Genomic DNA, 25,220 nt, shown 5'->3' with positions numbered 1-25,220 from the left:
CCTTCAACTAGGCGCAGGCGGGGGCCGATAGTATCCGACCATGCCGCATGTGAACACGCTCGAGCCCGAAGGTCGGCTCCACCCATGACGCGCATCGGCGTCGTGACGTTTCCCTGGTCCATCGACGACCAGACCGTCGTGCGCGCCGTGCGCCTGTCGGGTGGAACTCCAGTGCTGCTGGAGCACACCGTGGCCGACCTCGAGGGCGTCGAGGCCGTCATCCTGCCGGCCGGTGGATCTCCCAGCGAGCACGACGACAGCGGTGCGCTCACGGCGTCCAGCCCGATCATGGCCGAGGTCGTCCGCGCCGCCGAGGAGGGCCTCCCGGTGCTGGGCATCGGCAGCGGCTTCCGCGTGCTGTGCGATGCCGGAGTCCTGCCGGGCAGGCTGGGCCGCAACGACAGCGGCGCCTTCCTGTGCCGCGACCAGCGCATGCGGGTCGAGACCCGTGACACCGTCTGGACGTGCGCGCTGGACGAGGGGCAGGACATCGTTCTGGTCCTGAAGAGCGGTGCCGGTCGCTATGAGGCCGACGCCGACACCCTGCAGCGTCTGGAGGACGGGCACCAGGTCGTCCTGCGCTACCTGGGGGAGAACCCCAACGGATCGGCGAACGCCATCGCGGGCATCACCAACGAGCGCGGCAACGTCGTCGGGCTCATGGCGCACCCCGAACACGGCATCGAGGCCCTCACCGGACCGTCCGAGGACGGCCGCCTGGTGTTCAGGAGTGTCCTCACCTTCGTCGCTGCGGCGTCCTGAACTCAGCGCTCCGCCGCGGACAGGCGTCCGTGCAGGGGGTGGCTCGGTTCCAGCGCCAGGAGCGCCGAGGCCCCGTCCAAGGCATCGCCCTTGGGCAGTGTCAGGGCGAAGGACGGCCACTCCAGCGTCAGGAAGTCGGTGAACCGGCGGATCACCTGCTCGTTGCGGAACACCAGACCCAAGGCGGACACCCGCGGCGGTTCCGGACTGGTGAGGTGGGCCCGCCGGACGGCCGCCTGCACGGCCTCGGACAGGTGGGCCGCGGCCTTGTCCAGGATGTTGGCGGCCACGCGGTCGGTCGGCGCCAGCGCCATGACCTCGCGGGCGAAGGACGCGATGCGCGCGACCCGGTCGGGGGCCGCCTGCAGGTCGAGGTGGGCGTGCTCGATGTCGGGGAAGATCTCGGCCATCGCCCGGGTGAGCGCGGTCATCTGGCGACGCCCGTCGTGGCCCCGAAGAGCGGCCTCGAGGGCGGTCCGGCCGATCCAGTAGGCGGAGCCCGCGTCCCCCAGGAGGTGGCCCCACCCGTCGACGGACGCGGTCTCGCGAGGACCGACCGCGAGGCAGATGGTGCCGGTGTTCGCCGAGATCACGCAGCCCTCGCCGTCACCCAGCGCGCCGAGGAAGTTGGTCACCGAGTCGTGCGCGAGGATCACGCGCTTGATGCCCGCATGGTCGATCAGCCGCAGGACCTCGTGCGCGTTGTGCCGTCCGAGGCCACTGCAGCCCAGGGTGACGGTGTCGACGTGCACGTCCGGGTGGTTGGTGAGGAAGCTCGTGACGGCCGCCGCCCACTGGGGGGGCAGGGACCGGTCGACCACCACGCCGGGCGCGGTGCCCTCCCGCCGGTCGGGGCCGCCGACCAGCCGCAGGCGGATCGAGGACTGCCCTGCGTGGACGGCCAGGTGCGTGTGTTCGGACATTCGGGCCCCCAATCCATGTCCGCGATGAGGGGGTATCGCGGACGGCTCCACACTACCCCGGTGGCCCGTCGCAGGAACACGACTCCGCTCGCGCGGTGGAGCTGTGAACGCCCACGCTAGATTGTGGATGTGGTCGACACCGTTCAGAACGCAGGCGCCGCCCCCGGGATTGTCCAGCCGTGGACCGACTCAGGCCTGGCGGTCACGTTCACGATCGATCCGCACACGGGCCTCGGGGGAGCCGTCAGTCGCGTCCTGGCGACGGGGGCCAGGCCGGTCGCGGTCATGGACGCGCTGCGCCTGGGCCCGCTGGACGCGTCCGGTACCCGAGGGGAGCTGCCCGACGTCGTGGCGGCCATCGGGCATGCCAACGACCTCGGGCTGCCGACCATCGGCGGTGAGGTCGTCTTCGACCCCGTCTACCAGGGGAACACCCTCGTCAACGTCCTGTGCGTGGGTGTCGCGGAGGGCAGTGTCGACGACACCGGGCGCGTCCCCGACGGGGAGGCCCCGACCTTGCAGGAGCACCCCGTGCCGGACGGTCCCGGGGTGCGCCCGGACTGGATCGACGGGCTGAACGCCGACCGCGCCGAGGTGCTCCCGCGGGCGTCGGGTGCGGACCTGGGCCAGCACCTGTTGCGCCTCGTCGGTTCCCCCCACCTGTGTGACCGGAGCTGGATCACCGACCAGTTCGACCGCTATGTGGGCGGCAACACGGTGCTGGCCCAGCCCGAGGACGCCGGGGTCGTCCGCGTCGACGAGCGGACCGCACGGGGGATCGCCCTGGCGCTGGACAACAACCCGCGCTACTGCCTGCTCAACCCGTACCTGGGTGCGCAGCTGGCGCTGGGGGAGTCCTACCGGAACGTCGCGATGACGGGGGCGCGGCCGGTCGCCGCCGCGACCTGCCTGAACGTCGGTCCCCCCGACGACCCGACGGTGCAATGGCAGTTGCGTGAGTCGGCGTTGGGCCTGGCGGACGGCACGGCCGAACTGGGAACCCCGGTGACCGACAGCACCGTGGGCTTCCAGCACCATCCGGGCCCGTCCATCCACCCGACCCCGCTGGTCGCCGTGCTGGGCGTCCTCGACGACGTCGCCGGGCGGACGCCGCTGGGCTTCGCCTACCCCGGCGACGCCGTCGTGCTGGTGGGGGAGACGAAGGAGGAACTCTCCGGATCCGTCTGGGCGGACATCGTGCACGGTCACCTGGGCGGGATGCCGCCGATGCCGAACCTGGCCGCGGAGAAGGCCCTGGCCCACGTGCTCGTCGAGGCGTCCGGGCGGCGCCTGCTGACGTCGGCCCATGACCTGGCCGAGGGAGGACTGGCCCAGGCGCTGGTCGAGTCCGCGCTCCGCCACGGCCTGGGCGTCGCGTTGACCCTGCCGGACGGCGACCCCACGGTCCAGCTGTTCTCCGAGTCGCCGGCCCGGGCGGTCGTGTCGCTCGCCGGCCCGCAGTACGCCGAGTTCGTAGCGCTGTGCACGGACGCCGGCGTCCCCTTCGAGCGCCTCGGAGAGGTGATCGAGGAGCCCGTCCTCGAGGTGCATGGACAGTTCAGGCTGGACCTGTCCGAGGTACGTGCCCGCTGGGCGGCGCCCATCCGCGCTGCACTGAGGGGGTCCGGATGAGCGACCGACGTGACCCGGGGGAGCGTCGCGAGGGCGATGAGGAGCCGACCGTGGTCGACCCGTACGCCGCGCACCCCCCGCAGGAGCCGCACGCGCACCGGGAGCCGTGGGGCACCCAACCCCCGCCCCAACCCCCGCCCCAGGCGCGGCCCTGGGGTGACCAGGGCCAGTGGGGGCCGCCCCTGTGGCAACCGCCGGCCCAGCCCACGGGATGGGCGCCTCCGTCGGCGCCGGGTGCCTGGCCCCCTCCGCAGCACAACGGCTGGCCGCCCCCACCGGGACAGGGCTGGCAGGGGTCCGCGGCGTACGGCCCGTGGCCCCAGCCGCGGCTGTCCGACCAACGGGATCCGTGGAACGGTGCGCCGCTGTCGGGCGAGGAGCGCTTCTGGGTGCCCGCGGTGCACTGGCTGCCCCTGTTCACGACGTGGCTCGGACCGTTGGTCGTCCTGCTGACGATCGGGGAGCGCAACGCGCGGGTCCGGGAGCACGCCAAGGAGTCACTGAACTTCGAGGTGACGATCTGGCTGCTCATCCTGGTCGCCGCGCTGCTGACGTACGTGCTGATCGGCTACCTGTTCCTGGTGATGCTGCCCTTCGTGGCGGTGGTGCTGCGCCTCTCGGCGACGCTGGAGGCGTTCCGCGGCCGCAACCACCGCTACCCCTTCAGCCTGCGCATCATCCGCTGACGGACGCGAAACCGGGCCCGACCAAGCAGAGGTCGGGCCCGGAACCTGGCGGTCGGTCAGGCGGCCTGGGCCTCCCCGTCGATGGCGGCCCTGAGCTGCGTCGACAGGGCGCGGAGCTCCTCGGGCTTGCCGTCGGTGACGGTCATCTCACCGGCGGTGCTCAGGTCCTGGTTGAAGAACAGGGCCAGCGAGCCGACGACGTTGGCCTTGAGGTTCCCCAGCAGCGTGGTGAGCGCACCGGCTGCCCGGGCGCCACCGCCGAAGCCATAGCCCACGATCGCCATGGGCTTGTTCTCCCACTCGGCGAAGAGGTAGTCGATGGCGTTCTTCAGCGGGGCCGGGAAGAAGCCGTTGTACTCGGGGTTCACCACGACGATGGCGTCGGCGGCGTCGATCTGCTTCTTCCAGGCCAGGGTGTGCGGCTTGGTGTAGATGCCGCTGCCGGCCGTCTGCGGCTCGTCCAAGAACGGGAGGTTGATCTCGGCGAGGTCCAGGACGGTGATGTTCCAGTCGGAGCCGAGGGTCTCGCGGACCCACGTGGTGACGTGGGAGCCGACGCGCTCGGGGCGGGTGGAGGACACGATGATGCTCAGGTTGTTCACGGTTCAACTATGGCCCGCAAATGGTTGAGCCGTCAACTTTATTGACTTTGTTGGCGTCTCTTGCCGCCGACGTGGCCGTGTTCCCTGCGGTCGTCTTCGTGGTTGTCCGGCGTCCCCGCTAGACTCCGTCAGGTGAAGGACCCTCGCGGCGCTTCTGCCGCACGTGACCCGCTGGGAGACCCGAAACCGAACGAGGAGTGTGGCGTCTTCGGCGTCTGGGCCCCTGGTGAAGAAGTCGCCAAGCTCACCTACTTCGGCCTGTTCGCGCTGCAGCACCGCGGTCAGGAGTCGGCGGGCATCTCGGTCAGCAACGGTGAACGCATCATGGTCTTCAAGGACATGGGGCTCGTGAGCCAGGTCTTCGACGAGCCGGCTCTGAACTCGCTGCCGGGCCACCTCGCGATCGGGCACACCCGCTACTCCACGACCGGGGCGTCCGTCTGGAAGAACGCCCAGCCCACCTACCGGGCCACGCCGTCGGGCGGCCTCGCGCTGGCGCACAACGGCAACCTGACCAACACCGAGGAGCTCCGGTCGTGGCTGCACGAGCGCGACGCCACGGTGCAGGTCGCCTCCAAGGACTCGATGGACTCCACCAACGACACCTGGCTCGTCACCGCGCTGATGGCGACGTCCACGGAGTCGACGTGGGACGCCGCGCGCGAGGTGTTGCCCCGCCTGAAGGGTGCCTTCTGCTTCACGTTCATGGACGACCACGCGCTGTACGCGGCGCGCGACCCCCACGGCGTCCGCCCGCTGGTGCTCGGCCGCCTCGCCAACGGCTGGGTCGTCGCCTCGGAGACGGCGGCTCTCGACATCGTCGGCGCCAGCTTCGTCCGTGAGGTCGAGCCCGGCGAGATGATCGCCATCGATTCCGGGGGCCTGCGGTCGGAGCGATTCGCCCAGGCCAAGCCGAAGGGCTGCCTCTTCGAGTACGTGTACCTCGCCCGTCCCGACACCGTCATCGCCGGTCGCCGCGTCCACTCCACGCGGGTGGAGATCGGCCGGACGCTGGCCCTGGAGTCCCCTGTCGAGGCTGACCTGGTCATCCCGACCCCGGAGTCGGGCATCCCGAGCGCGATCGGCTACGCGGAGGCGTCCGGGATCCCCTACGGGCTCGGCCTGGTCAAGAATTCCTATGTCGGGCGCACGTTCATCCAGCCTTCCCAGACGATCCGCCAGTTGGGCATCCGGCTCAAGCTGAACCCGATCCGCGACGTCATCGAGGGCAAGCGACTGGTCGTGGTCGACGACTCGATCGTCCGGGGCAACACCCAGCGGGCGCTGGTCAAGATGCTCCGTGAGGCGGGGGCCGCAGAGGTCCACGTCCGGATCTCGTCCCCGCCCGTGGAGTGGCCCTGCTTCTACGGCATCGACTTCGCCACCCGCGCCGAGCTGATCGCGCCCGGCATGAGCGTGGAGGAGATCTGCCGGTCCATCGGCGCCGATTCCCTGGCCTACATCTCCCTTGAGGGCCTGGTGGCCTCCACGGGCCTGCCGAAGAGGCGCCTGTGCCGGGCCTGCTTCGACGGTCAGTACCCCATTCCGGTTCCGCTCGGCGTCGCCGAGAAGATGCGCATGATCCAGCAGGAGGAAGACGATGAGTGACGCGACGACGGGCCGGTCGGCCTATGCGGCGGCCGGTGTCGACATCGAGGCGGGCGACCGTGCCGTCGAGTTGATGAAGGCCCACGTCAAGCGCACGCAGCGCCCCGAGGTGCTGGGCGGCCTGGGCGGATTCGCCGGATTCTTCGACGCTTCGGCGTTCAAGGACTACGACCACCCGGTCCTGGCGACCTCCACCGACGGCGTCGGCACCAAGGTCGCCATCGCGCAGGCCATGGACAAGCACGACACCATCGGCTTCGACCTGATCGGCATGCTCGTGGACGACCTCGTGGTCGTGGGCGCCGAACCGTTGTTCGTCACCGACTACATCGCGTGCGGCAAGGTCGTCCCGGAACGCATCGCGGACATCGTCAAGGGCATCGCCGCGGCCTGTGAGGTGGCCGGAGCGGCGCTGCTGGGCGGCGAGACCGCCGAGCACCCGGGCCTACTGGGCGCCGACGAGTACGACATCGCAGGCGCCACCACGGGTGTCGTCGAGCGTTCGAAGATCCTCGGCCCGGACCGCGTCCGCCCCGGCGACGTGGTCGTGGCCCTGGCGTCCTCGGGGCTGCACTCCAACGGCTACTCGCTCGTCCGCCACGTGCTGCTGGACCGGGCCGGCTGGGCGCTGGACCGCGACGTTCCCGAGCTGGGGCGCACGCTCGGCGAGGAGCTCCTCACGCCGACCCAGGTGTACGCCCGCGACATCCTGGCCCTGGTCGAGGCCGCCGAGGTGCACGCGATCAGCCACATCACGGGCGGCGGGCTGGCCAACAACCTCGCCCGCGTCCTGCCCTCCGGCGTGGCTGCGACCCTGCGCCGCGACACCTGGACGCCGCCGGCGATCTTCTCGCTCGTCCAGCAGCTCGGTCAGGTGAGCCGGCCCGACATCGAGGCGACCCTCAACATGGGCGTCGGCATGGCCCTGGTGGCCCCGGCCGACTCGGTGGACGCCCTGGTGCGCGCTTCGTCCGAGCGGGGCCTGACGGCCTGGGTGCTGGGTGAAACCGCCGCGACGGAGGGCGCTGCCCGCGTGGAGCTCGTCGGAGACCACGCCGGCTGAGGCGGGAAGGACACCGCGCGAGCCCCGTCGGCGCGCGTGGCGGTGAAACCTGCTTTGTCCACGTTATGAACTCGGGTACCATCGGCGTCACGATAAATACATCCTCACGCGGCTCAGACCGCCAGAAGACGCTAAGGGGGTCGACCCGGACATGGGGCGCGGCCGTGCAAGGGCGAAGCAGACCAAAGTCGCTCGCGATCTGAAGTACCGAACCTTCGACACCGATTTCTCCTCCCTCGAACGGGAACTCAGGGGCGGACAGTCCTACGAGAGCCACGACGAGGCGAGTGAGGACCCCGACGAGTACGACGACCCGTACGCGCCGGAGGACGAAGAGGACGAAGACGACCAGGATGAGTACCCGGACGAGGGCCGCGACTACCGCTGAGCCCGTTCCGGACGAACCCCTTCCCGTGCCAGGTCCACTCCACCACGCGTCCACCGATGGGTGGGTGCCCGACGTGCTGCTGGACGGGTTCGAGTGTCGTTCGCTGATGCTGGAGGCGACGCCGTTCGATGGTGAGGGTGACGAGCCCCTGTGGGCCACGGTGGTTCGCCCCGCGGATCCCCATCGTCGGCGCCACCGGCGCGCGATCGTGCAGGTGCATGGGTGGAATGACTACTTCTTCCATGCGCATGTGGCCGACTTCTGGGATCGTCAGGGTTTCTCGTTCCACGCCGTGGAGTTGCGCCGCTACGGGCGCAGCCTGCGCAAGGGGCAGTTCCCCGGCTACATCGAGGACCTGTCGGACTACGCCGACGAACTCGACGCGGCCCTGGCGCTCGTCCGCGCGGACCACGACTCAGTCATCCTGAGTGGGCACTCGACCGGCGGTCTGACGGCGGCCCTCCACGCGGCGGACCGTCCCGGGACGTTCGCAGGGCTCGTCCTCAACTCGCCGTGGCTCGACATGTGGGGGCCGCCGGCGGTCACCGCCATGCTCAACCCCCTGCTCAAGGAGTGGAGCAAGTGGGCGCCGACGGCTGTCTTCCCACTGCCCGAGTCCGAGGAGAACGTGTACGTCCGGTCCCTGCACGCCTCCCACGGGGGCGAGTGGGACTGGTCGCTCGACCTCAAGACCGAGGTGGGGGAGCCCGTTCGCGTCGGCTGGCTGCGGGCGGTGCTCCAGGGGCACGCCCGCGTCGCGAAGGGCCTCCAGATCGACTGCCCCGTCCTCGTGTCGACCTCGGCGAGGACGGTGTTCCTCCGCAAGTACAGCGACGAGGCCAGGCAGGCCGACGTCGTGCTCGACGTGGACCGCATCAGCGCCGTCGCGTGGAACCTGGGGCCCGAGGTCGCCCTGTCGCGCATCGACGGCGGCACCCATGACCTGTCGCTCTCGCCCGAGCCGGCACGGGCCGCGTGGTTCGCGTCCGTGGCGCGCTGGGTCCGCGCCTACGCGCCGCGGCCGCTCCCCTTGGAGGAGTAGGAGCGGACGTCCGCGTGCTGCGCTCCCGCGCCACGCGAGGAGGTTCCACTCACCCGACCACGCCCCAGCTGGACGCCCCGGCCACCTGCCCGTCGTGGGTCCGGGCCACCGCCCGGTACTCGACGAGGGATCCCGGTGCCAGCCCGCCCAGGTCCGGATGGACGCGGTACTCGGGGTTGTCGTCGGTACCGAGCAGGGTCCAGTCAGGAGCGCCGAGCGGGCGCGTCCAGAACGTCACCTGGGTGAACGTGTCGCCGGTCACGGTCGCCGTCAGCGGAGCGCGTTGCTTGACGGTGGCTCCCGGGGTGAGGTCGAGCGCGACGGTGGGGGCGGCGTCCGGTGGCGACATGGGCGCGGTCGCGCGCAGCACCACCGCGGACAGGGGTGGGACCATCACGGACAGCGTCCCGTCGGCGGAGGCCGTGGGTGTGGCGTCCGTGCCGTACAGCGGTGCGAAGGTGACCCCGTCCGACCAGGTCGGCACCTCGGCGGACGTCTCGGTCGGGGAGTTGTTGAGGACCACGACGTACTCCGTGGAGGTCGCGGCGTCGATGCGTGACAGCGCGAGACCCCCACGGGTCCTGTCGGCGTGGCGGACGATCTGGGCTCCGTCGGCCAGCGCCCGGTGACCGTCACGCAGCGCGGCCAGTTCGGCGATGTGGGCGTAGAGCGGGTGGGAGGTGTCGTAGCGGTCGCGACTGCCCGGCGGGGCGCCCGCCACATCCTCGGTGGCGTACTGCTCCACCTGGGTGGCGAAGAGGCTCTGGCGTGCGTCCTTGTCCCCGCCCTTGCCCAGGAGGCCCTGCTCGTCACCGTAGTAGACGACCGGCTGGCCGCGGGTGAGGAACATGAGGTCATGGGCGAGCTTCATCCGGGCGAGGAGTTCGTCACCGGAGGACAGCACGTCGAGGAAGTGGCCCACACGGCCCATGTCGTGGTTGCCGAGGAACGTCGGCAGCTGGTGGGCGTTGCTGTCCGCGTCCGTGTAGAGGTCGTCGGCACCCCAGAAGCCCTCAAGGGAGGTGGGCGGCTTGCCCTCGGCGAACTGGACCGCCTTGGTCTGGAAGCCGAAGTCCAGTGCTGCGGGCAGCGTTCCGGTCGTCGTGTAGAGGCTCATCGCCTCGGAGCGCGGGTCGTACACCTCGGCGAACATGAAGAAGTCCTCGTTGCCCGCATCCCGGGCCGCCTTCGCCAGGGCGGGACCGAACTGCTGCCAGAACTCGAGGTTCACGTGCTTCACCGTGTCGATCCGGAACCCGTCCACGCCGAACGCGACCCACGTGGAGTAGAGGTCGATCATGCCCCGCACGACCTCGGGGCGCTCGGTGAAGAGGTCGTCGAGACCCGAGAAGTCGCCGTAGGTCTCCGACTCGCCCTTGAACGTCGAATCCCCCCGGTTGTGGTACATCGTCGGGTCGTTGAGCCACGCCGGGGTCTTGGCCGTGGCGTCCTCGGGGCGGGCGAAGCCCGGCCGCAGGGGGAACGAGGTTGCGGCGTCCAGCTTCGGGAAGTCCGCCGCGCCCACGTGGTCGCGGTCGTCGAAGGGCCTCCCCGCGGCGTCCTTGTAGGGGGTGGCCTCCTTCGAGACGTAGGTGGTGCTGCCGTCGGGTCGGATCACGTCGGCGGTGTGGTTGGTGATGATGTCGAAGAAGACCTTCATCCCGCGCGCGTGGGCGGCGTCGAGCAGCGCCTTCATCTCGGCGTTGCCACCCAGGTGCGGGTCGATCCGGGTGAAGTCGGTCGTCCAGTAGCCGTGGTAGCCGGCCGACTCCTGCCCGGGCGGGCCCTGGACCGGCCTGTTCACGAACGACGGCGTCAGCCAGATCGCCGTGGTGCCCAGCCCCTGGATGTAGTCGAGGTGGTCGATGACTCCCCGCAGGTCGCCGCCGTGGTAGAACCCCTTGTCGGCCGGATCGAAGCCGTGGGCGAGCCGGTCGCCGGGGATGCCGCCGGTGTCGTTGGACCGATCGCCGTTGGCGAAGCGGTCGGTGAGGACGAAGTAGAACCGCTCCCCGGTCAGGTGGGCGCGCAGAGCGTCCGGGGCATGGGCCGGGTCGACGGGCGCGGACGGTCCTGTCGGCTCGGCGGGCTCGGCGACGACGCGGTGCGAGGTGGGGTCGAAGCGAAAGGTGACCCGGGCCGGGCCGGCCAACGCGAGGGGGATCTCGGCGCCGCCCTGTTCGCCGTCGGCGCCCCAGCTGTCACCCCCGCCGGCGCGGGTGACCTTGAAGGCGTGCCGGCCGCCGGGGATCTCGGCCGTGTACGCGTGGGCGCCACCCGCGGGGAGGAGGCCGGTGGTCGCGCAGGACGGATCCCAGTCGGCGGTGCAGCCGAGCTCCTGCTGGAAGGTTCCGACCAGCGTGTACTCGGCCGGCGGGCGCGGTGCACTGCAGCCCAGCGCCCCCAGCGCGAGTGCCCCCGCGATCCCGCCCGCGAGCCAGCGCCTCGTCACCATGACCAGCACCTTGTCACGCACCCGCGTGCGTTGGCCACTCGCGCCCGCTCGGGTCAGGGCCGCCACGCGGGCGGGACGCTCAGATGCGCGCCCACCGCGCACGGGCGAAGGAGTACACCGCGTACGCGGCGAAGCCGGCACCGACCAGGCCCACCACCAGGGGCCCCTGGGGCAGCTGGAGCAGGGCGGTCAGCGCTCCGTCCAGGCCACCGGCCTTGCGGGGGTCGTGGGCGATCGCCGCCTGGACGAACAGCCCGCCCATGGTGCCCAGTGCGAGTCCCTTGGCGACGTAGCCGATGACCCCCACCCCGATGATCCCTTGGGGAGGCTCCTTGGTCAGGTCGCGGCGGAAGGTGCGGCGTGCCCCCTTCACGACGTGGTGGACGCCGATGCCGAGGATGGCCAACCCGACGACGACCACGAGCGCCACACCCCAGGGGAGGGACAGGAGCGTGGCCGTGGCATCCTTCGAGCTCTGCTCGGAGGAGTTGTCGCCGCCGACCAGGACCCCGACAGCCGTGGCCGTCAGCGCGAAGTAGCCCAGTGCCTTGGCCCCCGCTGTGACCCGGTCCTTGGTCTGGCGTCGGACGAAGACCATCGCCGCCTGCCACACGCCGAGCAGTCCGAGCCCGGCCGCGGTGGTCGCCAGGAGGGCGAAGCCGAGCGGGGTGACCGCCATCGTCTGGAAGGCGCCGGCCTGATCCGCCTCGGTGGACCGGTCGCCGAACGCCACGCGCACCGCCAGCAAGCCGATGACCAGGTGCATCACCCCGCTCACGGCGTACCCGAGTCGGGCTCCCGCCTGAACCACGGGATGGTCCGCGACCTTCTCGGCACCGCTCATCCTCCCATCCAAGCGCATCGCGACCGTGCGGGGTAGTGCAGGACGCCGCTCACGTGCTCTAGGGTGCACGGCAGCGGAACCACGGTGCTCGGGGAGGAGCAGGATGGAAGGGACGAGCCGCTCTCGATTCTTGGCGCGTTACGACGACGCGACGCCACCGGCCGTCCGGTCATGGCTCCTCGACGTGCTGAAGCGCGCGGTCCCGCCCCTGCTCGCCCTCTTCGCGGTGAACGCCGCGGTGGGGCTGTTCATCGTCCACGTTCTGGGCGGCAACCTGGGGGAGGTCGCGGTGAACCGCTACCTGCAGGACCGCAGGACCGCCACCCTCGACGCGATGGCTGCCTTCGGATCGGCCATGGGGTCGGTGGCGACCAACATCATCGGGTGCTTCGTGCTGATGTCCCTGATCTGGCTCCTGACCCGGAAGTGGTGGGTCGCGGTCCTTCCGGGACTGGCGCTGGTCCTCCAGGCTGTGCTGCACATGGCGGTGTCGGGGCTCGTCGACCGGCTCCGTCCGGTGGGGGTCGAGCAGTTGGACCTCGCCCCGCCCACCGCCGCGTTCCCGAGCGGGCACACCGGCGCCACGTTGACCCAGTTGGTCATCGTGGCCCTCCTGCTCAGCAGGCTGCACAACCGGTTGCTGACGGTGTCGGCATGGACGCTGGCCGCCGTCTACACGGGCGTCGTCGTCTGGGCCCGCCTCTACCAGGGCATGCACGCCGTCACCGACGTCACGATGGGGATCGTCAACGGCATCACCTGCGCGATCATCGCGTGGCTCGCCCTGCGAAGGAACCCCGTGGCCGCGCACCACGCTCAGCGCTCCGGTGTGTGACCTTTCGGGAGGACGCCGAAACGCTGCTCGCCGTGCTTGCGACGGGCCGTGAGCCACAAACGGTGGAGTGTCACCACCACGGTCAGCCAGCCCAGCCCGACGAGCCAGCCCACCGCGACATCCGTCAGCCAGTGGTGGCCCAGGTACACGCGTGAGAGGCCCATGGCCAAGGCGTAGATGACCGCGATCGTCACGCACGCGACGCGCGCCGCGGCCGTCGTGAACCAGTGCAGGAGTAGATAGCAGATGATGCCCGCGACCACCACCGCCGTGAGCGTGTGGCCGCTGGGGAAGGCCGGAGAGAGCTCGTAGGGGGGAACCGCCGCCTCGAAGGGTGGGCGCGCCCGCCCGACCAGTTCCTTCCCGAACGTGGTGAGGATGCCCGCCCCGGTCGCGGCGATCACGCAGAGGATGGGTGGGGTGAAGCTGCGCCACCGCCACGCCAGGAACAGGGCGACCGGGGTCAGGAGGTAGGGCTGCGCCGCAGCCCCCCCGATGTCGGTGAAGGCTGTGACGGCGGCGTTGGCGGCGGGCGTCCGGATGCTGCGCACCCAGTCCAGGACCGGCTGGTCCAGCTGGACGAGACCGTGGACGTCCTTGAGGCCGCGGTACAACTCACCCGAGCCCCAGGTCACGAACCAGAGCACGACCACGGAGGTGAGCAACATCACGGCCAGCACCACGTCGGCCGCGATCCAGTCCCGGGTGCGGCGGATCATCCCCGCCAGCGCGCGTCCCGGGGGGCTCTGCCAGACCGTGTGGGGCCGGGCGCCGATCGTCTCGTCCGGACGAACCGGCACCGCCGCGGGGTCGGACTCGGGCTCGCGGTGCGAGGAGTTCATTCGCACAGGGTAGTCACCGGGTTCTCGTCGGTCATCCATCACGGTGTGCGCGCAGAACGCGAAACGCGGATCCGAGGGATCCGCGTTTCGGGGTGGGGTGGCCAGGACCGGGGTCGAACCGGTGACCTTCCACTTTTCAGGCGGACGCTCGTACCAACTGAGCTACCTGGCCGGCTTGCTCCTGGTGGAGCAGCGACCCCGACGGGACTCGAACCCGCGACCTCCGCCGTGACAGGGCGGCGCGCTAACCAACTGCGCTACGGGGCCTCTTGTGAAGGCCGCTGCCCTCTCGGACAGCGTTGAGAATCATAGCGCAGGGTTTCCGCAGGTGTGAAATCGAGGCGCCGGGTGGTTGCCACCCGGTGGTCAGGGGGTCATCGCCACCAGGGCTGATCGGTGATCTCCACCGGGCGGTCGAGGGCGGCGGACTCCTCGAGGGCGAAGCCGAGCGCGGCGTCCTCCAGGCCGTCGCGCAGCGGGTAGGGCTCGGGTCCGCTGCCGTCCACCCAGGCCGCCATCGCGGACAGGATCGCTGCCGTGGCGTGCTCGTCGTCGGACCAGTGCCGGCCCACCGACGGGTTGCGCCACAGGACGTCGCCGCCGTGGCTGATGGTCTCGGAGTCGAAGCCCGACATGTCCAGGTCGTGCCCCGACTGTCGGCGCTCCAGGCGGGACGTCAGGATCGTCTCGGGGCCGCCCCAGCGGACGAGCGTGTCCCCGTCCAGCTCGCCGTGCGTGCCGCGCACGACGAGGCGCCGGTGCCGCAGCAGGTTGCGGGTCTGGAGGTCGGTGAAGTCGTAGACGCCGCTGGCGCGGCCGCCGAAGTCGATGACCCCGTACGTGGTGGTGGCCGGGCCCGGCTCGGTGGCGCCGGTCCAGCCACCGCGGGCGAGGGGTTGCAGCAGGGGTGCGCTGACCGCCGTCGCGCGCACCGTGGCCGGCCCCATCGGGAGGTCGAGGTGGGCGCGGATCAAGGAGACCGCGTGGTAGGTCTGCGTCGAGGAGACCTGCACCTGCGTGGGCGTTCCGAGCACGCCCGAGCGGACCAGCGCCAGCCGGGCCGCGTGGGACGGGTAGCGCGGGTACTGCTCGGCGACCTGCACGAGGCCGGACGCCCCCACCTCGCCCCACAGCCGGCGCAGGCCCTCGGCGTCCGCGGCCGGGGGCGTCTCGGTCATCACGGGGACGCCGCGGCGCACGGCGTCCGCGACCACGACGGGTGCCTGGTCCCAGCTCACCGACGACACGACGAAGCCGGCTCCGCTGGCGTCCAGCGCCTCGCCCAGCGACGAGAAGGCCGGGACCGGCGTCTCGCGCGGGGTCCGGACGACCACCCCGGCGCAGCGCAGCCCGAGGCCCTGCGCGGCCGCGAGCCAGGCGCGGGAGCGATACCCCCAACCGACGAGGACGAAGGAATGGGGCGCGGTGCCCGAGGTCTCGGTTCTGGTGCTCACGTTCGGATCGTAGGCCGGTGTCCGGGGTGGGCGTGAGCAGTGTCATGGGGTTGCGGCGGCGCCGGGGGAATGCCAGAGGCCCTGACCAGAGTCACTCTGGTCAGGGCCTCCACGGCGCATCCCCAACGGGATTCGAACCCGCGCTGCCGCCTTGAAAGGGCGGAGTCCTAGGCCGCTAGACGATGGGGACTGGGCTGGCCCAGTTTAGGGTACAGCCGGGCGTGTCCCCAATTTCCGTCACCCGAACCCCATCTGTTGCTTGAACGTCGGCGAAAGACGGACGTGGTGCGGGGCGAGGCGCATCTCGGTGCGCCGCACCCCGGGGGTGGCTCACTCCGGGGCTGGCCGGGCCGCGTCGATCTTCGCCTTGGCGCCGTCCAGCCACTGCTGGCACAGCGCCGCCAGCTTCTCCCCGCGCTCCCACAGCTCCATCGACTGCGACAGCGGCACGCTGCCGGACTCCAGCTGGCGCACCACCTCGACGAGCTGGTCACGGGCCTCCTCGTAGGAGCGGGGTTTCTCGTCGCTCATGCTGACTCCTCTTCCTGGGGTTCGACGTCGATCACCGCGGCGGCGATGTCGCCGTCGATGAGGCGGGCGATGATGGTGTCGTCCGGCTCCACGTCCGTGACGGACGCCACCGTCCGGCCGTCATCGGTGGTCAGGATCGCGTACCCGCGTTGCAGCGTGGCCCGCGGCGACAGCGCCCGGACCCGCGCGAGGTGGCCCGAGAGCAGGTCCTGTTCGCGTTCAACCGAGCGGCGGACGGCGCGGCGCAGCCGGTCGACCAGGTCACCCATCCGCTCGGAGGCCAGCACGATCGCGCCCGAGGGATCGCGCAGGACCGGACGGGACCGCAGGGCGTCCAGACCCTCCTGCTGCCGGCGCAGGTGGCCCGTGATCGCGGCCCGGAGCCGGTCGCGGCCGATCGCGATGATGCGGGCCTCCTCCTCCGCGTCCGGAACCACGAGCTTGGCGGCGTCGGTGGGGGTGGAGGCCCGGACGTCCGCCACGAGGTCGAGGATCGGGGTGTCGGTCTCGTGTCCGATGGCCGAGACCACGGGCGTCCGGCAGGCGAAGACCGCTCGGGCCAGGCCCTCGTCGGAGAACGGCAGCAGGTCCTCCAGAGAGCCCCCGCCGCGGGCGATGACGATGACGTCGACCTGGGGCTGGGCGTCGAGCCAGCGCAGCGCGTCCGTCACCTGCTCCACCGCCTGGAGGCCCTGCATGAGGGCGTAGCGGGGCACGACCACCGCGGCGGGCCAACGGCGGCGCACGTTCTCCACGACGTCGCGCTCGGCGGCCGAATCCTGGGCGGTGACCAGGCCGATGCTGCGCGGCAGGAAGGGGAGGCGCTTCTTGAGGTCGCGATCGAAGAGGCCCTCGGCCTGGAGGGCGCGCTTGCGCTGCTCGAGGTGCGCGAGCAGGCGGCCCTCGCCGGAGGGGCGTAGGTCGCTGCAGGCGAAGGTCAGCGATCCGCTGGCCGGGAAGACCTGCGCCTTGACGTGCGCTGCCACGAGGGTGCCCTCGGTGATGGGACCCGCGGCGTCCAACGTCGCGGTGCTGACGCTCACCTGCACGCTGACGTCGGCGAGCTTGTCGCGCAGGGTCAGGAAGTGGATCGTGCTGCCGGCGCGCCGCTTCAGCTGGATGACCTGGCCCTCGACCCACACGGGGCCGGTGCGCTCCACCCACCCCTTGAGCAGGCGGACGACCTCGCGCAACGGTTGCGGTTGCTCGGGGGAACTCGTCAAGGGCACCCTGCCAGCCTAGGGGGCGGATCCGACAAACCCTCGCGCAGCCGACCACGGTGGGAGACACTGGGTCATGAACACACGTCTCGATGACGCGTTCGCCGCTGTTCCGCGCGCAGACTTCCTCCCGCCCGACCAGCGCCCCTACGCCGACGTGGATGCGCCCCTGCCGATCGGGTACGGTGCGACGAACTCCCAGCCGTGGACGGTGCGCTACATGCTCTCGCTGTTGGGTGTCGCGTCCGGCCAGCGGGTCCTGGACGTCGGCAGCGGATCGGGCTGGACCTCGGCATTGCTGGGTTGGCTCGTCGGTCCCGGCGGAAGCGTGGTGGGCGTGGACCTCGTCCCCGAACTGGTGGACATGGGACGCGAGGCGCTGGGGGAACGCTTCGGGTGGGTCCGCCTCGAACTCGCCGACCGGGGCGCGCTCGGCTGGCCCGCTGGCGCCCCGTACGACCGGATCCTCGTCTCGGCCGATGGCCGGCGGGTTCCGAACGAACTGGTCGAGCAACTGGCTCCCGGCGGGCGGATGGTGCTGCCCGCCGCCCAGGAGATGGTCGTCGTCGAGAAGGACGCCGAGGGACGGGTCGTGCGGCACGCGACGGGCGACCGCTTCAACTTCGTCCCGTTGCGCTGAGACCAGGTGCGCCGAGCCTCGGTGCGGCGGGGTTCGGTCAGAGGGGCATCTTCTCGTTGTAGACGGACTCGTACTCCTCGTCCGGGAGCGCGTCGAGCGTCGCAGCGGCGTCCTCGGGGGAGATGGTCGCGCGGTCCCGTTCGGCCTGGATGACCTGGCCGAGCAGCTTGGTCTCGCCGGCCGTGGCCAGCCCGGTGACCTCGGGGTGCCCGTTCAGCAGCCACGCCAGCGAGGCGTTGATGTACTGCTGCTCGGTGAAGGGCTCGTACCAGGTCGCGAAGTGGCGCTCGCCCGGCCAGTTCCTCTTGGCGATCATCTTGATCGTCATGAGCGCGGCGTCCACCGCCTTGATGTCCGCGACGAGCGCGTTGTAGTCGTCCGCGTAGCCGGGGACCCGCCAGAGCCGCCGGTTGAGCGGCGTCAGGACGGTGTCGAAATCGAAGCGTCGCAGTGCCTCGCGGTGGGTCGCCGGGGCCGAGTGTGAGTGCCCGGTGATGCCGATACCGGTCACCAGGCCCTCGTCGCGGGCCCGGATGAGTGCCTCGAGCGCTCCTCCGGTGCGGGTGACGGCGTCGAGGGTCTCCATCGCGCCGACCTCGTGGAGCTGGATGAGGTCCAGGTGGTCGGTCCTCAGGCGTTCGAGGGAGCGGTTGATGGACGCCCATGCCGCCTCCGCGTCCCGGTCGCCGGTCTTGGTGGCGAGGAACACGCGTGGGCGCAGGTCGTCCATCATCGCGCCGAGACGCACCTCGGCATCGCCGTAGCTCGCGGCGACGTCCACGTGGTTGATCCCGGCCTCGAGGGCCTGGGAGATGGACGCGTCGGCCACCTCCTGCGTCACCGCTCCGAGCGAGGCGGCGCCATAGATCAGGACGGAGGATTCGTGGCCGAGTCGGCCGAGGCGGCGGTACTCCATGGGGGTGAGCCTACGCCCCCGGGGGAGGGGCTTGGCGGGTCAGTGCTCGGTTGGGGGGAAGTGGTCGCCCCGACGGTCAGCGACCGTGCTTGGAGGTGGCTTCCTGCTCGGCGATGACCAGCTCGTCGGCGGTCACGCTCTTGGCGATGTAGTGGGACACGGTTTCGTGGGTCATGGAGATGAACTGCATGTTTTTAGTGTAGAAGATCAAAAATGGCCGCCCAAGCTGATGTGGCAACAAGGTGCCACCGGGGGCGGCCTACACTGGGCGCCATGACCAAGAGCGTTGTCGTTGCCGCCCCCCGCGGGTATTGCGCGGGAGTGGACCGAGCCGTCATCACCGTCGAGAAGGCACTCGACCTGTATGGGGCGCCCGTCTACGTGCGCAAGCAGATCGTGCACAACAGGCACGTGGTCGAGACACTGGAGGCCCGCGGTGCCATCTTCGTCGAGGAACTCGACGAGGTTCCCGAGGGCTCGACGGTCGTCTTCTCCGCCCACGGCGTCGCGCCGGCGGTGCACACCCAGGCCGCCGAACGCCGGCTGAAGACCATCGACGCGACGTGCCCGCTCGTCACGAAGGTGCACAACGAGGCCAAGCGCTTCGCCGCGGACGGCCGCCAGATCCTCCTCATCGGCCACGCCGGCCACGAAGAGGTCGAGGGCACGATGGGCGAGGCCCCGGAGCGCACGATCCTGGTCGAGCACCCGGACGACGTCGCCCGCGTCGAGGTGGAGGATCCCTCGCAGCTGGCCTGGCTGTCGCAGACGACGCTGTCGGTCGACGAGACCTGGGAGACAGTGACGAAGCTGCGCGAGAAGTTCCCGCTGCTGCAGGACCCGCCCTCGGACGACATTTGCTACGCGACCCAGAACCGCCAGTCCGCCGTGAAGCAGATCGCGCAGAACGCCGATCTGGTCATCGTGGTGGGTTCCTCGAACTCGTCCAACTCGGTGCGCCTCGTCGAGGTCGCGCTGGAAGCCGGTGCCAAGGCCTCCCACCGCGTCGACAACGCCGGCGAGATCGACCCGGCCTGGCTGGAGGGTGTCCAGAAGGTCGGCGTCACCTCGGGCGCCTCCGTGCCGGACGACCTCGTCCAAGGTGTCCTGGACTACCTCACGGAGAGGGGCTACCCGGCCGCCGTGGAGGAGCGCCTCACCGAGGAGAACCTCACCTTCGCCCTGCCGCCGGAGTTGCGTAAGGACCTGAAGAAGCGCGGCTGACCCGGTCCGCCGGCCTGGTGGCCGTCCGCCACTGCCGGGGTCCTACAGGCCCAGCTCCTTCGCGAGTTGCCGGGCCTCCTTCTTGGGGGCTCGGGACCCCCACCAGTCGCCCGCCCGGAACCGTGCCTCGCCCAGTTCCTCGAGCGCGTCGACCAGCTGCCCTCCCCAGGTGTGCGCATCGGACGCCACCAACGGCCGCAGGGCGTCCACGACGACCGTTGCGGCCGTGAGGGTGTCGCGGCGGTTCCCGGCCTCCTTGGCTGCTCGCCATTGGTCCCGGGCGGCATCGAGTGCCGCGGTGGGGTTGACCGCGGGCTCGGGCTCCGACACCGGCGCGGGGACGAGGGTGGGTTCGGGCTCCGGCACGGGTTCGGCGGCAGGTTCTGGCCGAACCTCGTCCCTGGGTGCGGGCTCCTCGGTGGGTTCCGGCTCGGGCTCGGGCTCGGGCTCGCGCACGGGCTCGGTGACCTCGGCGACGGGCTGTTCCGGCTCGGGGATCTCCAATGGCGCGCGCGTGGCGAGGGAGAGTGCATCGCTCTCCGACAGCGTGGACCACGACGGGGACGGCAGCGGCGAACGGGTGGCCACGCCACGGGCGCGGTCCCGGGCGAAGGCCTCGGCCGGGACGTCGGCGTACAGCGCGGCGGCCGGCATCGCATGGCGCAGTGCGGTGACCAGGCCGTGGAACTCCCGCAGCGAACGCTCGGAGGCGGGCTGGTCCCCGGCCGCACGCTCGACCTCGGCGCGCACCAGCGTCGCACCGGCCAGCGCGGCCTCGTGACCGGCGGGGCGCCGCAGGGACCCGAACCGCTCGAACAGCGACGCCAACGCCTCAGCGGCCTCCCCGTGCTCCCCGGTGCGGACCAGCGCCCGCGCCACGGCGGTGACGGCGGCGAACTGGGCGCCCAGGTGTTCGCCGGCTCGGGACTCCTGCACCGTGAGGTCGCCCGCCTCCGCGGCGGCCCGCCCGGCGGCCTCGAGGGCCTCTTCGTCGCGCTCCAGCGCCATCAGGTCGTGGGCAAGGTCCGCGAGCGTCCGGACCAGGGCGGCGCGGGCGGGCTCGCCGGAGCGCCCCACCAGGCCTTCGAGCAGCGAGACCAGTGTGCGGCGCTCCGCGATGCCCGCCTCGCCCTGACCGGAGCACACGAGGCGGTCGGCCAGGTCGCGACGTGCCTCGACCAGCGGCTCCAGGACGCGGGAGGCCCAGGCGTCCGCCACGCGTCCCGGGGCGCCCAGGACGGGCTCGGCCACCGCGGCCGCGGTGTCGGCCGCCTCACGTGACAGCGTGATGGCGTCGTGGGTGATACCGGAGACCCAGCGCACGTCGGCGGCGAGGCGCAGCGCCTCCACGAGGACGGGCGCGTCCGGACCGTCGGCCAACCCCCCTTCGCGGGCGCGCGCGACGGCGGCGTCCGCGAACGCGTTGGCGGCGGCGAGGTCACCGGACGCCAGCCCGGCACGGGCCTGGGCGGCGAGCAGCCAGGTGGCGGTCCGGGCTCCGACGAAGGGGATCAGGTTCACGTGCGGGAGGAGGCCGATCCAGCCGCGCAGGGCCTGGGCCATCTGGCCCCCGAGTTGCGGCTGCCCGACGGCGACCTGCGTGAGGGCCAGGTGGGTCGTCGCCCTGAAGAAGCGGACCCCGTCGTCGATGGGCGTGAAGGGGCCGACCGCACCGTGCGCGGCGACCAACTTGTTGGCGCGGGTCAGCGCGTCCTGGGCGTCCTCGATGGCGGGTACGTACTGGCGGGCGATCAGCCGCTGCGCCGTCAGTTCGTTGAGAGCGTCGGTGAGGCGCTCGGCCACGGACTCGTCGGACGCCGCCCAGCCGCGCAGCTTCTTGACCTCCGACGACAAATCCTTGATCTGGCGACCAGTGAGGTCGGAGGGGGCCTGAGCCATGGAAACGCTCCTCAGCAACGGAAGGACGGGCGCTGTCATACTAGCGAGCGGGGCCGCGCCGACCCTTGTCGGGCTGGGTTGTGGATACCCGGTAGGGTATGATGTCGGTCACATCACCCTGGAGGAGATTCCCATGCAGCTTGACGCGGAGCAGATGTCCTCGGTCGTCACCCGTCTCAAGCGTGCCCAGGGCCAGCTGGGCGGGATCATCGCGATGATCGAGGCCGGACGCGACTGCGAGGACATCGTCACGCAGCTCGCCGCCGTTGGCAAGGCGGTCGACCGTGCCGCGTTCCTGACGATCTCGACCGGTCTGCGCCAGTGCATCGTCGATCCCGAGAGCAGCGAGATGGACGCCGCCAAGCTGGAGAAGCTCTTCCTCTCCCTGGCCTGAGGCGAGTCGCCGGACTGTTTCCGGCCCCTGAGCGTTCCCGTCCCTGATCGTGCCCGCCTCGAGGGCGGGCACGATCAGCGCGATCTGGAGGAACTCAGGCTCGGGTGGCCTGACCGGCGGCCCACGTCTTGTAGCCACCGTCCAGGTTGACCGCGTCGCGGCCGGCCTGGGTCAGGATCCGCGCGGCCGTGTGGCCCCGGATGCCGACGGCGCAGTGCACGACCAGAGGGCCCTGGGGCAGGTCGTCCATGCGGGCGCGCAACTCGTCGACGGGCACCAGCAGCGCGCCGGGGATCGCACCGGCGTCGAACTCGCCCTGCGTCCGGACGTCCAGCACCGTCGCCCCGGCCTCGACCGCGGCGTCCAGTTCGTGCCACTGCAGCGAGCGGGTCGTGCCGCTGCGGAGGTTGTCGGCGACGTGGCCCAGCATGTTGATGGGATCCTTCGCCGAGCCGAACGGCGGGGCATAGGCGAGCTCGAGCTCGGCCAGCGCGGACGCGGTCAGCCCGGCCGTCATCGCGGTGGCGATGACGTCGATGCGCTTGTCCACGCCGTTCTTGCCCACGCCCTGGGCGCCCAGGATCGCGTCGGACTCGGGGTCGACCAGCAGCTTGAGGGCCATGCCCTCGGCGCCGGGGTAGTAGCCCGCGTGGGAGGCCGGGTGGGTGTGGATCACGCGGTGAGGGCGCCCGGCGGCGACGAGGCGCTTCTCGTTCCAGCCGGTGGAGGCGACGGTGAGATCGAACACCTTGACGATCGCGGTGCCCAGCACGGGGCGGTTCGAGGCGGGCAGGCTGGCGATGTGATCGGCGACGCGGCGTCCGGCGAGGTTGGCGGTGTTGGCCAGCGGCACGAGCGTGGCCTCCCCGTCGACGGCGTCGAACTTCTCGGCGGCGTCGCCCACGGCGTAGATGTCGGGGTCGGAGGTGCGGTGGTGGTCGTCGACCTCGATGCCGCCGCGCTTGCCGACGGTGAGGCCCGCCTCCGCGGCCAGCGTGGTGTCGGGGCGGACGCCGATCGCGGCGACCACGACGTCGGCGGGCAACTCCGAGCCATCGGCCAGCGTGACGGTGGTGTCGCCGATGGCGGTGACCGCGGCGCCCAGTCGCAGGTCGATGCCGGCGGCGCGGATGGCGTCGTGGACGGGCGCGGCCATCTCCGGGTCGAGCGGGGTCATGACCTGCGGCATCGCCTCGACCAGCGCGACGCGCATGCCCTTGTGGACCAGGTTCTCGGCGACCTCGATGCCGATGAAGCCGCCGCCGATGACGACCGCGGTGGCCGCGGCGTCCGGCTTGCCGGCGAGGATGTCGGAGTCCTCGGGCCCGATGAAGCCCTCGGCGTACAGCGCCTCGTTCGCGGCCGCCTCGACGGCGGCGACCATGGCGTCGGTGTCCTCGACGTCGCGCAGGCTGAGGGCGCGCTCGATGCCCGGGATCGGCGGACGCACCGGGCGGGCGCCGGGGGAGAGGATCAGCTTGTCGTAGGGGAGATCCTCGGTGGCGCCGGTCACCACATTGCGCGTGCGGACGACCCTGGCCCCCCGATCGATCTGTGCCGCCTCCGTGGCCACCCGGACGTCGATGCGGAAGCGCGCCGCGAGCGACTCGGGGGTCTGCAGCAGCAGGGAGGAGCGCTTCTCGATGACACCGCCCACGTGGTACGGCAGCCCGCAGTTGGCGAAGGACACGTAGCCGGAGCGCTCCAGGACGATGATCTCGGCGGACTCGTCCAGCCGACGCAGGCGGGTCGCGGCGCTCATTCCGCCGGCCACGCCACCGATGATGATGACTCGCATGGCCCCCAACATACCCCCGGGGGTATGTTGGGGCCAACTCGGGGCGCCAACTGGGGGCGCCAGCCCGGCGGGGTCAGGCCGTGGCGGACGCCGCGGCCCGGGCGGCAGCGGGCAGTGCCTCGGCGATGCGGTTCAACGCCGCATCGTCGTGGGCCGCGCTGAGGAACCACGCCTCGAACACGCTGGGCGGGAGCGCCACGCCGGCCTCCAGCATCGCGTGGAAGAACGGCGCGAACCGGAAGGTGTCGGCGGCTTTGGCCTCGGCGTAGGTCCGGACGCCGTGCGTCGCGGCATGCTCGCCGAAGAACACGCTGAAGAGGTTCCCGGCGGTCTGGATCCGGTGGGGGAGCCCGACTCGGCTCAGGGCCGAGCCCAGCGCGTCCTGCACCTGCTGTGCCGCCCGGTCGACGTGGGCGTAGACACCCGCGTCGGCCAGCTTCAGCGTCGCGATCCCGGCCGCCGTCGCCAGCGGGTTGCCCGAGAGCGTGCCCGCCTGGTAGACGGGTCCGACGGGGGCCAGGAGGTCCATGAACTCGGCGGGGCCGGCGAGCGCCGCCAGCGGCATGCCACCCCCGAGGACCTTGCCGTACGTCACCAGGTCGGGCGTCACCGGCGCCTCGCCGAGGGACGCCTCGATGCCCCACCAGCCGGCGGGCCCGACGCGGAACCCCGTCAGCACCTCGTCGAGGATCATCAGCGCGCCGTGCTCCAGCGTCAACCGGCGGATCGTGGCGTTGAAGCCCGGATCCGGCGGCACGACGCCCATGTTGGCGGGGGCGCCCTCGGTGATCACGCAGGCGATCTCCGTGCCGCGCTCGGCGAACACGGCCTTCAGCGCCTCGACGTCGTTGAAGTCCACGACGATCGTGTCGGACGCCGCGGCCCTGGTCACCCCGGCCGAACCGGGCATGCCCTGGGTGGCCACACCGGAGCCGGCTGCGGCCAGCAGCGCGTCGGAGTGGCCGTGGTAGCAGCCTGCGAACTTCACGATGAGGTCGCGCCCGGTCGCGCCGCGCGCCACCCGGATGGCCGTCATCGTGGCCTCGGTGCCCGTCGAGACGAAGCGCACCTTGTCCGCGAACGGGACCCGCGCCCGGACCAGTTCGGCGAGTTCGACCTCGGCGGTCGTGGGGGCGCCGAACGACAGCCCGCGCGTGGCAGCCTCCTGGACGGCGGCGACGACCTCGGGGTGGGCGTGGCCCAGGAGCGCCGGACCCCACGAGCAGACCAGGTCGACGTACTCGCGCCCCGTGATGTCGATGACGTGGGCGCCGCGCGCCGCGTTGAGGAACACCGGCGTACCCCCGACGCTGCCGAAGGCGCGCACCGGGGAACTCACGCCCCCGGGGATCACCTCACAGGCGTGGCGGTAGACCTCTTCCATCGACAGGTGGCCGGGCATGATGTCCTCTCGGTCGGGTTCGGGCGCCATCCTCCCACGAGATCGTCGGCGCGCCCTTGC

22 protein-coding genes, 3 tRNA genes and 1 pseudogene are annotated in these 25,220 nt (G+C 71.4%); 11 read left to right on the top strand and 15 right to left on the bottom strand.

All coding sequences use genetic code 11. The features are described from left to right. Positions 1–84: 84 nt before the first annotated feature. On the top strand, positions 85–762 hold the full coding sequence (purQ, locus tag AC5YDA_RS02365) for a phosphoribosylformylglycinamidine synthase subunit PurQ (RefSeq protein ID WP_496189383.1): 678 nt from the start codon (positions 85–87) through the stop codon (positions 760–762). 2 nt (positions 763–764) lie between these two features. Here purQ and AC5YDA_RS02360 read toward each other — a convergent pair whose 3' ends face one another. Continuing rightward, the gene (locus AC5YDA_RS02360) at positions 765–1,685 is read right to left on the bottom strand and encodes an N-acetylglucosamine kinase (protein ID WP_496189384.1); all 921 of its coding nucleotides are present in this window, start codon (positions 1,683–1,685) and stop codon (positions 765–767) included. 189 nt (positions 1,686–1,874) lie between these two features. Between AC5YDA_RS02360 and AC5YDA_RS02355 the strand changes: the two are divergent. Together AC5YDA_RS02355 and AC5YDA_RS02350 are read left to right on the top strand one after the other, a co-directional pair. After that, a pseudogene (locus tag AC5YDA_RS02355) lies at positions 1,875–3,317 on the top strand (AIR synthase related protein); the annotation flags it as partial. After that, on the top strand, positions 3,314–4,003 hold the full coding sequence (locus AC5YDA_RS02350; RefSeq protein WP_496189385.1) for a DUF4870 domain-containing protein: 690 nt from the start codon (positions 3,314–3,316) through the stop codon (positions 4,001–4,003). The pseudogene AC5YDA_RS02355 and the gene AC5YDA_RS02350, both read left to right, overlap by 4 nt. A 56-nt stretch (positions 4,004–4,059) precedes the next feature. Here AC5YDA_RS02350 and AC5YDA_RS02345 read toward each other — a convergent pair whose 3' ends face one another. After that, positions 4,060–4,605: an NADPH-dependent FMN reductase gene (locus AC5YDA_RS02345; protein WP_496189386.1), complete on the bottom strand. Its 546-nt coding sequence runs from the start codon at positions 4,603–4,605 to the stop codon at positions 4,060–4,062. A gap of 132 nt (positions 4,606–4,737) precedes the next feature. Between AC5YDA_RS02345 and purF the strand changes: the two genes are divergently transcribed. From purF to AC5YDA_RS02325, 4 genes are all read left to right on the top strand, one after another. Beyond that, positions 4,738–6,213, top strand: coding sequence for an amidophosphoribosyltransferase (purF, locus tag AC5YDA_RS02340; protein ID WP_496189387.1), 1,476 nt, complete (start codon positions 4,738–4,740; stop codon positions 6,211–6,213). After that, positions 6,206–7,276 carry a phosphoribosylformylglycinamidine cyclo-ligase gene (purM, locus tag AC5YDA_RS02335; protein ID WP_496189388.1) on the top strand — a complete coding sequence of 357 codons (1,071 nt, stop codon included), beginning with the start codon at positions 6,206–6,208 and terminating at the stop codon, positions 7,274–7,276. Before purF ends, purM begins: the two co-directional genes overlap by 8 nt. A gap of 151 nt (positions 7,277–7,427) precedes the next feature. Continuing rightward, entirely contained in the window at positions 7,428–7,664 is a 237-nt protein-coding gene (locus tag AC5YDA_RS02330) for a DUF3073 domain-containing protein (protein ID WP_496189389.1), read from the top strand. Positions 7,665–7,728: 64 nt separating this feature from the next. After that, positions 7,729–8,706, top strand: coding sequence for an alpha/beta hydrolase (locus AC5YDA_RS02325; protein ID WP_496189390.1), 978 nt, complete (start codon positions 7,729–7,731; stop codon positions 8,704–8,706). Between the two features lie 49 nt (positions 8,707–8,755). On the opposite strand, the gene AC5YDA_RS02320 is transcribed toward AC5YDA_RS02325, so the two are convergent. Beyond that, on the bottom strand, positions 8,756–11,161 hold the full coding sequence (locus tag AC5YDA_RS02320; RefSeq protein ID WP_496192729.1) for an alpha-amylase family glycosyl hydrolase: 2,406 nt from the start codon (positions 11,159–11,161) through the stop codon (positions 8,756–8,758). 79 nt (positions 11,162–11,240) lie between these two features. After that, positions 11,241–12,005 (bottom strand): DUF1206 domain-containing protein, encoded by a 765-nt coding sequence (locus AC5YDA_RS02315; protein ID WP_496189392.1) that lies wholly within the window; start codon positions 12,003–12,005, stop codon positions 11,241–11,243. A 130-nt stretch (positions 12,006–12,135) separates the two neighbouring features. On the opposite strand from AC5YDA_RS02315, the gene AC5YDA_RS02310 reads away from it, so the two are divergent. Beyond that, the gene (locus AC5YDA_RS02310) at positions 12,136–12,840 is read left to right on the top strand and encodes a phosphatase PAP2 family protein (RefSeq protein ID WP_496189393.1); all 705 of its coding nucleotides are present in this window, start codon (positions 12,136–12,138) and stop codon (positions 12,838–12,840) included. Here the strand turns inward: AC5YDA_RS02310 and AC5YDA_RS02305 are convergent. From AC5YDA_RS02305 to xseA, 7 genes are all read right to left on the bottom strand, one after another. After that, a complete protein-coding gene (locus AC5YDA_RS02305; protein ID WP_496189394.1) occupies positions 12,822–13,682 on the bottom strand; it encodes a phosphatase PAP2 family protein in 861 nt (286 codons plus the stop codon). The genes AC5YDA_RS02310 and AC5YDA_RS02305 overlap by 19 nt on opposite strands. A gap of 98 nt (positions 13,683–13,780) precedes the next feature. Continuing rightward, positions 13,781–13,854, bottom strand: a tRNA-Phe gene (locus tag AC5YDA_RS02300). Between the two features lie 21 nt (positions 13,855–13,875). Further along, positions 13,876–13,949, bottom strand: a tRNA-Asp gene (locus tag AC5YDA_RS02295). A 107-nt stretch (positions 13,950–14,056) separates the two neighbouring features. Continuing rightward, complete coding sequence (locus tag AC5YDA_RS02290; RefSeq protein ID WP_496189395.1) at positions 14,057–15,136, bottom strand: Gfo/Idh/MocA family oxidoreductase; 1,080 nt, start codon at positions 15,134–15,136, stop codon at positions 14,057–14,059. A 117-nt stretch (positions 15,137–15,253) separates the two neighbouring features. Beyond that, a tRNA-Glu gene (locus AC5YDA_RS02285) sits at positions 15,254–15,326 on the bottom strand. A gap of 140 nt (positions 15,327–15,466) precedes the next feature. Beyond that, entirely contained in the window at positions 15,467–15,667 is a 201-nt protein-coding gene (locus tag AC5YDA_RS02280) for an exodeoxyribonuclease VII small subunit (RefSeq protein WP_496189396.1), read from the bottom strand. After that, complete coding sequence (xseA, locus tag AC5YDA_RS02275; RefSeq protein WP_496189397.1) at positions 15,664–16,896, bottom strand: exodeoxyribonuclease VII large subunit; 1,233 nt, start codon at positions 16,894–16,896, stop codon at positions 15,664–15,666. The genes AC5YDA_RS02280 and xseA overlap by 4 nt, the downstream gene beginning before the upstream one ends. A 67-nt stretch (positions 16,897–16,963) precedes the next feature. On the opposite strand from xseA, the gene AC5YDA_RS02270 reads away from it, so the two are divergent. Then, entirely contained in the window at positions 16,964–17,527 is a 564-nt protein-coding gene (locus tag AC5YDA_RS02270) for a protein-L-isoaspartate O-methyltransferase family protein (RefSeq protein WP_496189398.1), read from the top strand. A gap of 37 nt (positions 17,528–17,564) precedes the next feature. Here AC5YDA_RS02270 and AC5YDA_RS02265 read toward each other — a convergent pair whose 3' ends face one another. Beyond that, positions 17,565–18,443, bottom strand: a complete 879-nt coding sequence (locus tag AC5YDA_RS02265) for an aldo/keto reductase (RefSeq protein ID WP_496189399.1) — start codon at positions 18,441–18,443, stop codon at positions 17,565–17,567. Between the two features lie 273 nt (positions 18,444–18,716). Between AC5YDA_RS02265 and AC5YDA_RS02260 the strand changes: the two genes are divergently transcribed. Next, a complete protein-coding gene (locus tag AC5YDA_RS02260; RefSeq protein WP_496189400.1) occupies positions 18,717–19,667 on the top strand; it encodes a 4-hydroxy-3-methylbut-2-enyl diphosphate reductase in 951 nt (316 codons plus the stop codon). Between the two features lie 42 nt (positions 19,668–19,709). Here the strand turns inward: AC5YDA_RS02260 and AC5YDA_RS02255 are convergent, their stop codons facing one another. Beyond that, positions 19,710–21,566 (bottom strand): hypothetical protein, encoded by a 1,857-nt coding sequence (locus tag AC5YDA_RS02255; protein ID WP_496189401.1) that lies wholly within the window; start codon positions 21,564–21,566, stop codon positions 19,710–19,712. A gap of 133 nt (positions 21,567–21,699) precedes the next feature. Here AC5YDA_RS02255 and AC5YDA_RS02250 point away from each other — a divergent pair, with 133 nt between their 5' ends. Next, a complete protein-coding gene (locus AC5YDA_RS02250; protein WP_496189402.1) occupies positions 21,700–21,960 on the top strand; it encodes a metal-sensitive transcriptional regulator in 261 nt (86 codons plus the stop codon). A 94-nt stretch (positions 21,961–22,054) separates the two neighbouring features. Here the strand turns inward: AC5YDA_RS02250 and AC5YDA_RS02245 are convergent, their stop codons facing one another. Together AC5YDA_RS02245 and hemL are read right to left on the bottom strand one after the other, a co-directional pair. Continuing rightward, a complete protein-coding gene (locus AC5YDA_RS02245; RefSeq protein WP_496189403.1) occupies positions 22,055–23,758 on the bottom strand; it encodes an FAD-dependent oxidoreductase in 1,704 nt (567 codons plus the stop codon). A 73-nt stretch (positions 23,759–23,831) separates the two neighbouring features. Further along, positions 23,832–25,190 carry a glutamate-1-semialdehyde 2,1-aminomutase gene (gene hemL / locus AC5YDA_RS02240; RefSeq protein ID WP_496189404.1) on the bottom strand — a complete coding sequence of 453 codons (1,359 nt, stop codon included), beginning with the start codon at positions 25,188–25,190 and terminating at the stop codon, positions 23,832–23,834. Positions 25,191–25,220 lie beyond the last annotated feature (30 nt).

This window comes from Propioniciclava sp. LT294, assembly GCF_059516005.1.
This window is presented reverse-complemented; position numbering and strand designations above follow the sequence as displayed.

Excerpts from the sequence above, each read along its gene's own strand:
- purQ (WP_496189383.1), top strand. The coding sequence starts at position 85 with ATGACGCGCATCGGCGTCGTGACGTTTCCCTGGTCCATCGACGACCAG.
- AC5YDA_RS02360 (WP_496189384.1), bottom strand. The coding sequence starts at position 1,685 with ATGTCCGAACACACGCACCTGGCCGTCCACGCAGGGCAGTCCTCGATC.
- AC5YDA_RS02350 (WP_496189385.1), top strand. The coding sequence starts at position 3,314 with ATGAGCGACCGACGTGACCCGGGGGAGCGTCGCGAGGGCGATGAGGAG.
- purM (WP_496189388.1), top strand. The coding sequence starts at position 6,206 with ATGAGTGACGCGACGACGGGCCGGTCGGCCTATGCGGCGGCCGGTGTC.
- AC5YDA_RS02330 (WP_496189389.1), top strand. The coding sequence starts at position 7,428 with ATGGGGCGCGGCCGTGCAAGGGCGAAGCAGACCAAAGTCGCTCGCGAT.
- AC5YDA_RS02320 (WP_496192729.1), bottom strand. The coding sequence starts at position 11,161 with ATGGTGACGAGGCGCTGGCTCGCGGGCGGGATCGCGGGGGCACTCGCG.
- AC5YDA_RS02315 (WP_496189392.1), bottom strand. The coding sequence starts at position 12,005 with ATGAGCGGTGCCGAGAAGGTCGCGGACCATCCCGTGGTTCAGGCGGGA.
- AC5YDA_RS02305 (WP_496189394.1), bottom strand. The coding sequence starts at position 13,682 with ATGAACTCCTCGCACCGCGAGCCCGAGTCCGACCCCGCGGCGGTGCCG.
- AC5YDA_RS02280 (WP_496189396.1), bottom strand. The coding sequence starts at position 15,667 with ATGAGCGACGAGAAACCCCGCTCCTACGAGGAGGCCCGTGACCAGCTC.
- AC5YDA_RS02270 (WP_496189398.1), top strand. The coding sequence starts at position 16,964 with ATGAACACACGTCTCGATGACGCGTTCGCCGCTGTTCCGCGCGCAGAC.
- AC5YDA_RS02265 (WP_496189399.1), bottom strand. The coding sequence starts at position 18,443 with ATGGAGTACCGCCGCCTCGGCCGACTCGGCCACGAATCCTCCGTCCTG.
- AC5YDA_RS02260 (WP_496189400.1), top strand. The coding sequence starts at position 18,717 with ATGACCAAGAGCGTTGTCGTTGCCGCCCCCCGCGGGTATTGCGCGGGA.
- AC5YDA_RS02255 (WP_496189401.1), bottom strand. The coding sequence starts at position 21,566 with ATGGCTCAGGCCCCCTCCGACCTCACTGGTCGCCAGATCAAGGATTTG.
- AC5YDA_RS02250 (WP_496189402.1), top strand. The coding sequence starts at position 21,700 with ATGCAGCTTGACGCGGAGCAGATGTCCTCGGTCGTCACCCGTCTCAAG.
- AC5YDA_RS02245 (WP_496189403.1), bottom strand. The coding sequence starts at position 23,758 with ATGCGAGTCATCATCATCGGTGGCGTGGCCGGCGGAATGAGCGCCGCG.
- hemL (WP_496189404.1), bottom strand. The coding sequence starts at position 25,190 with ATGGCGCCCGAACCCGACCGAGAGGACATCATGCCCGGCCACCTGTCG.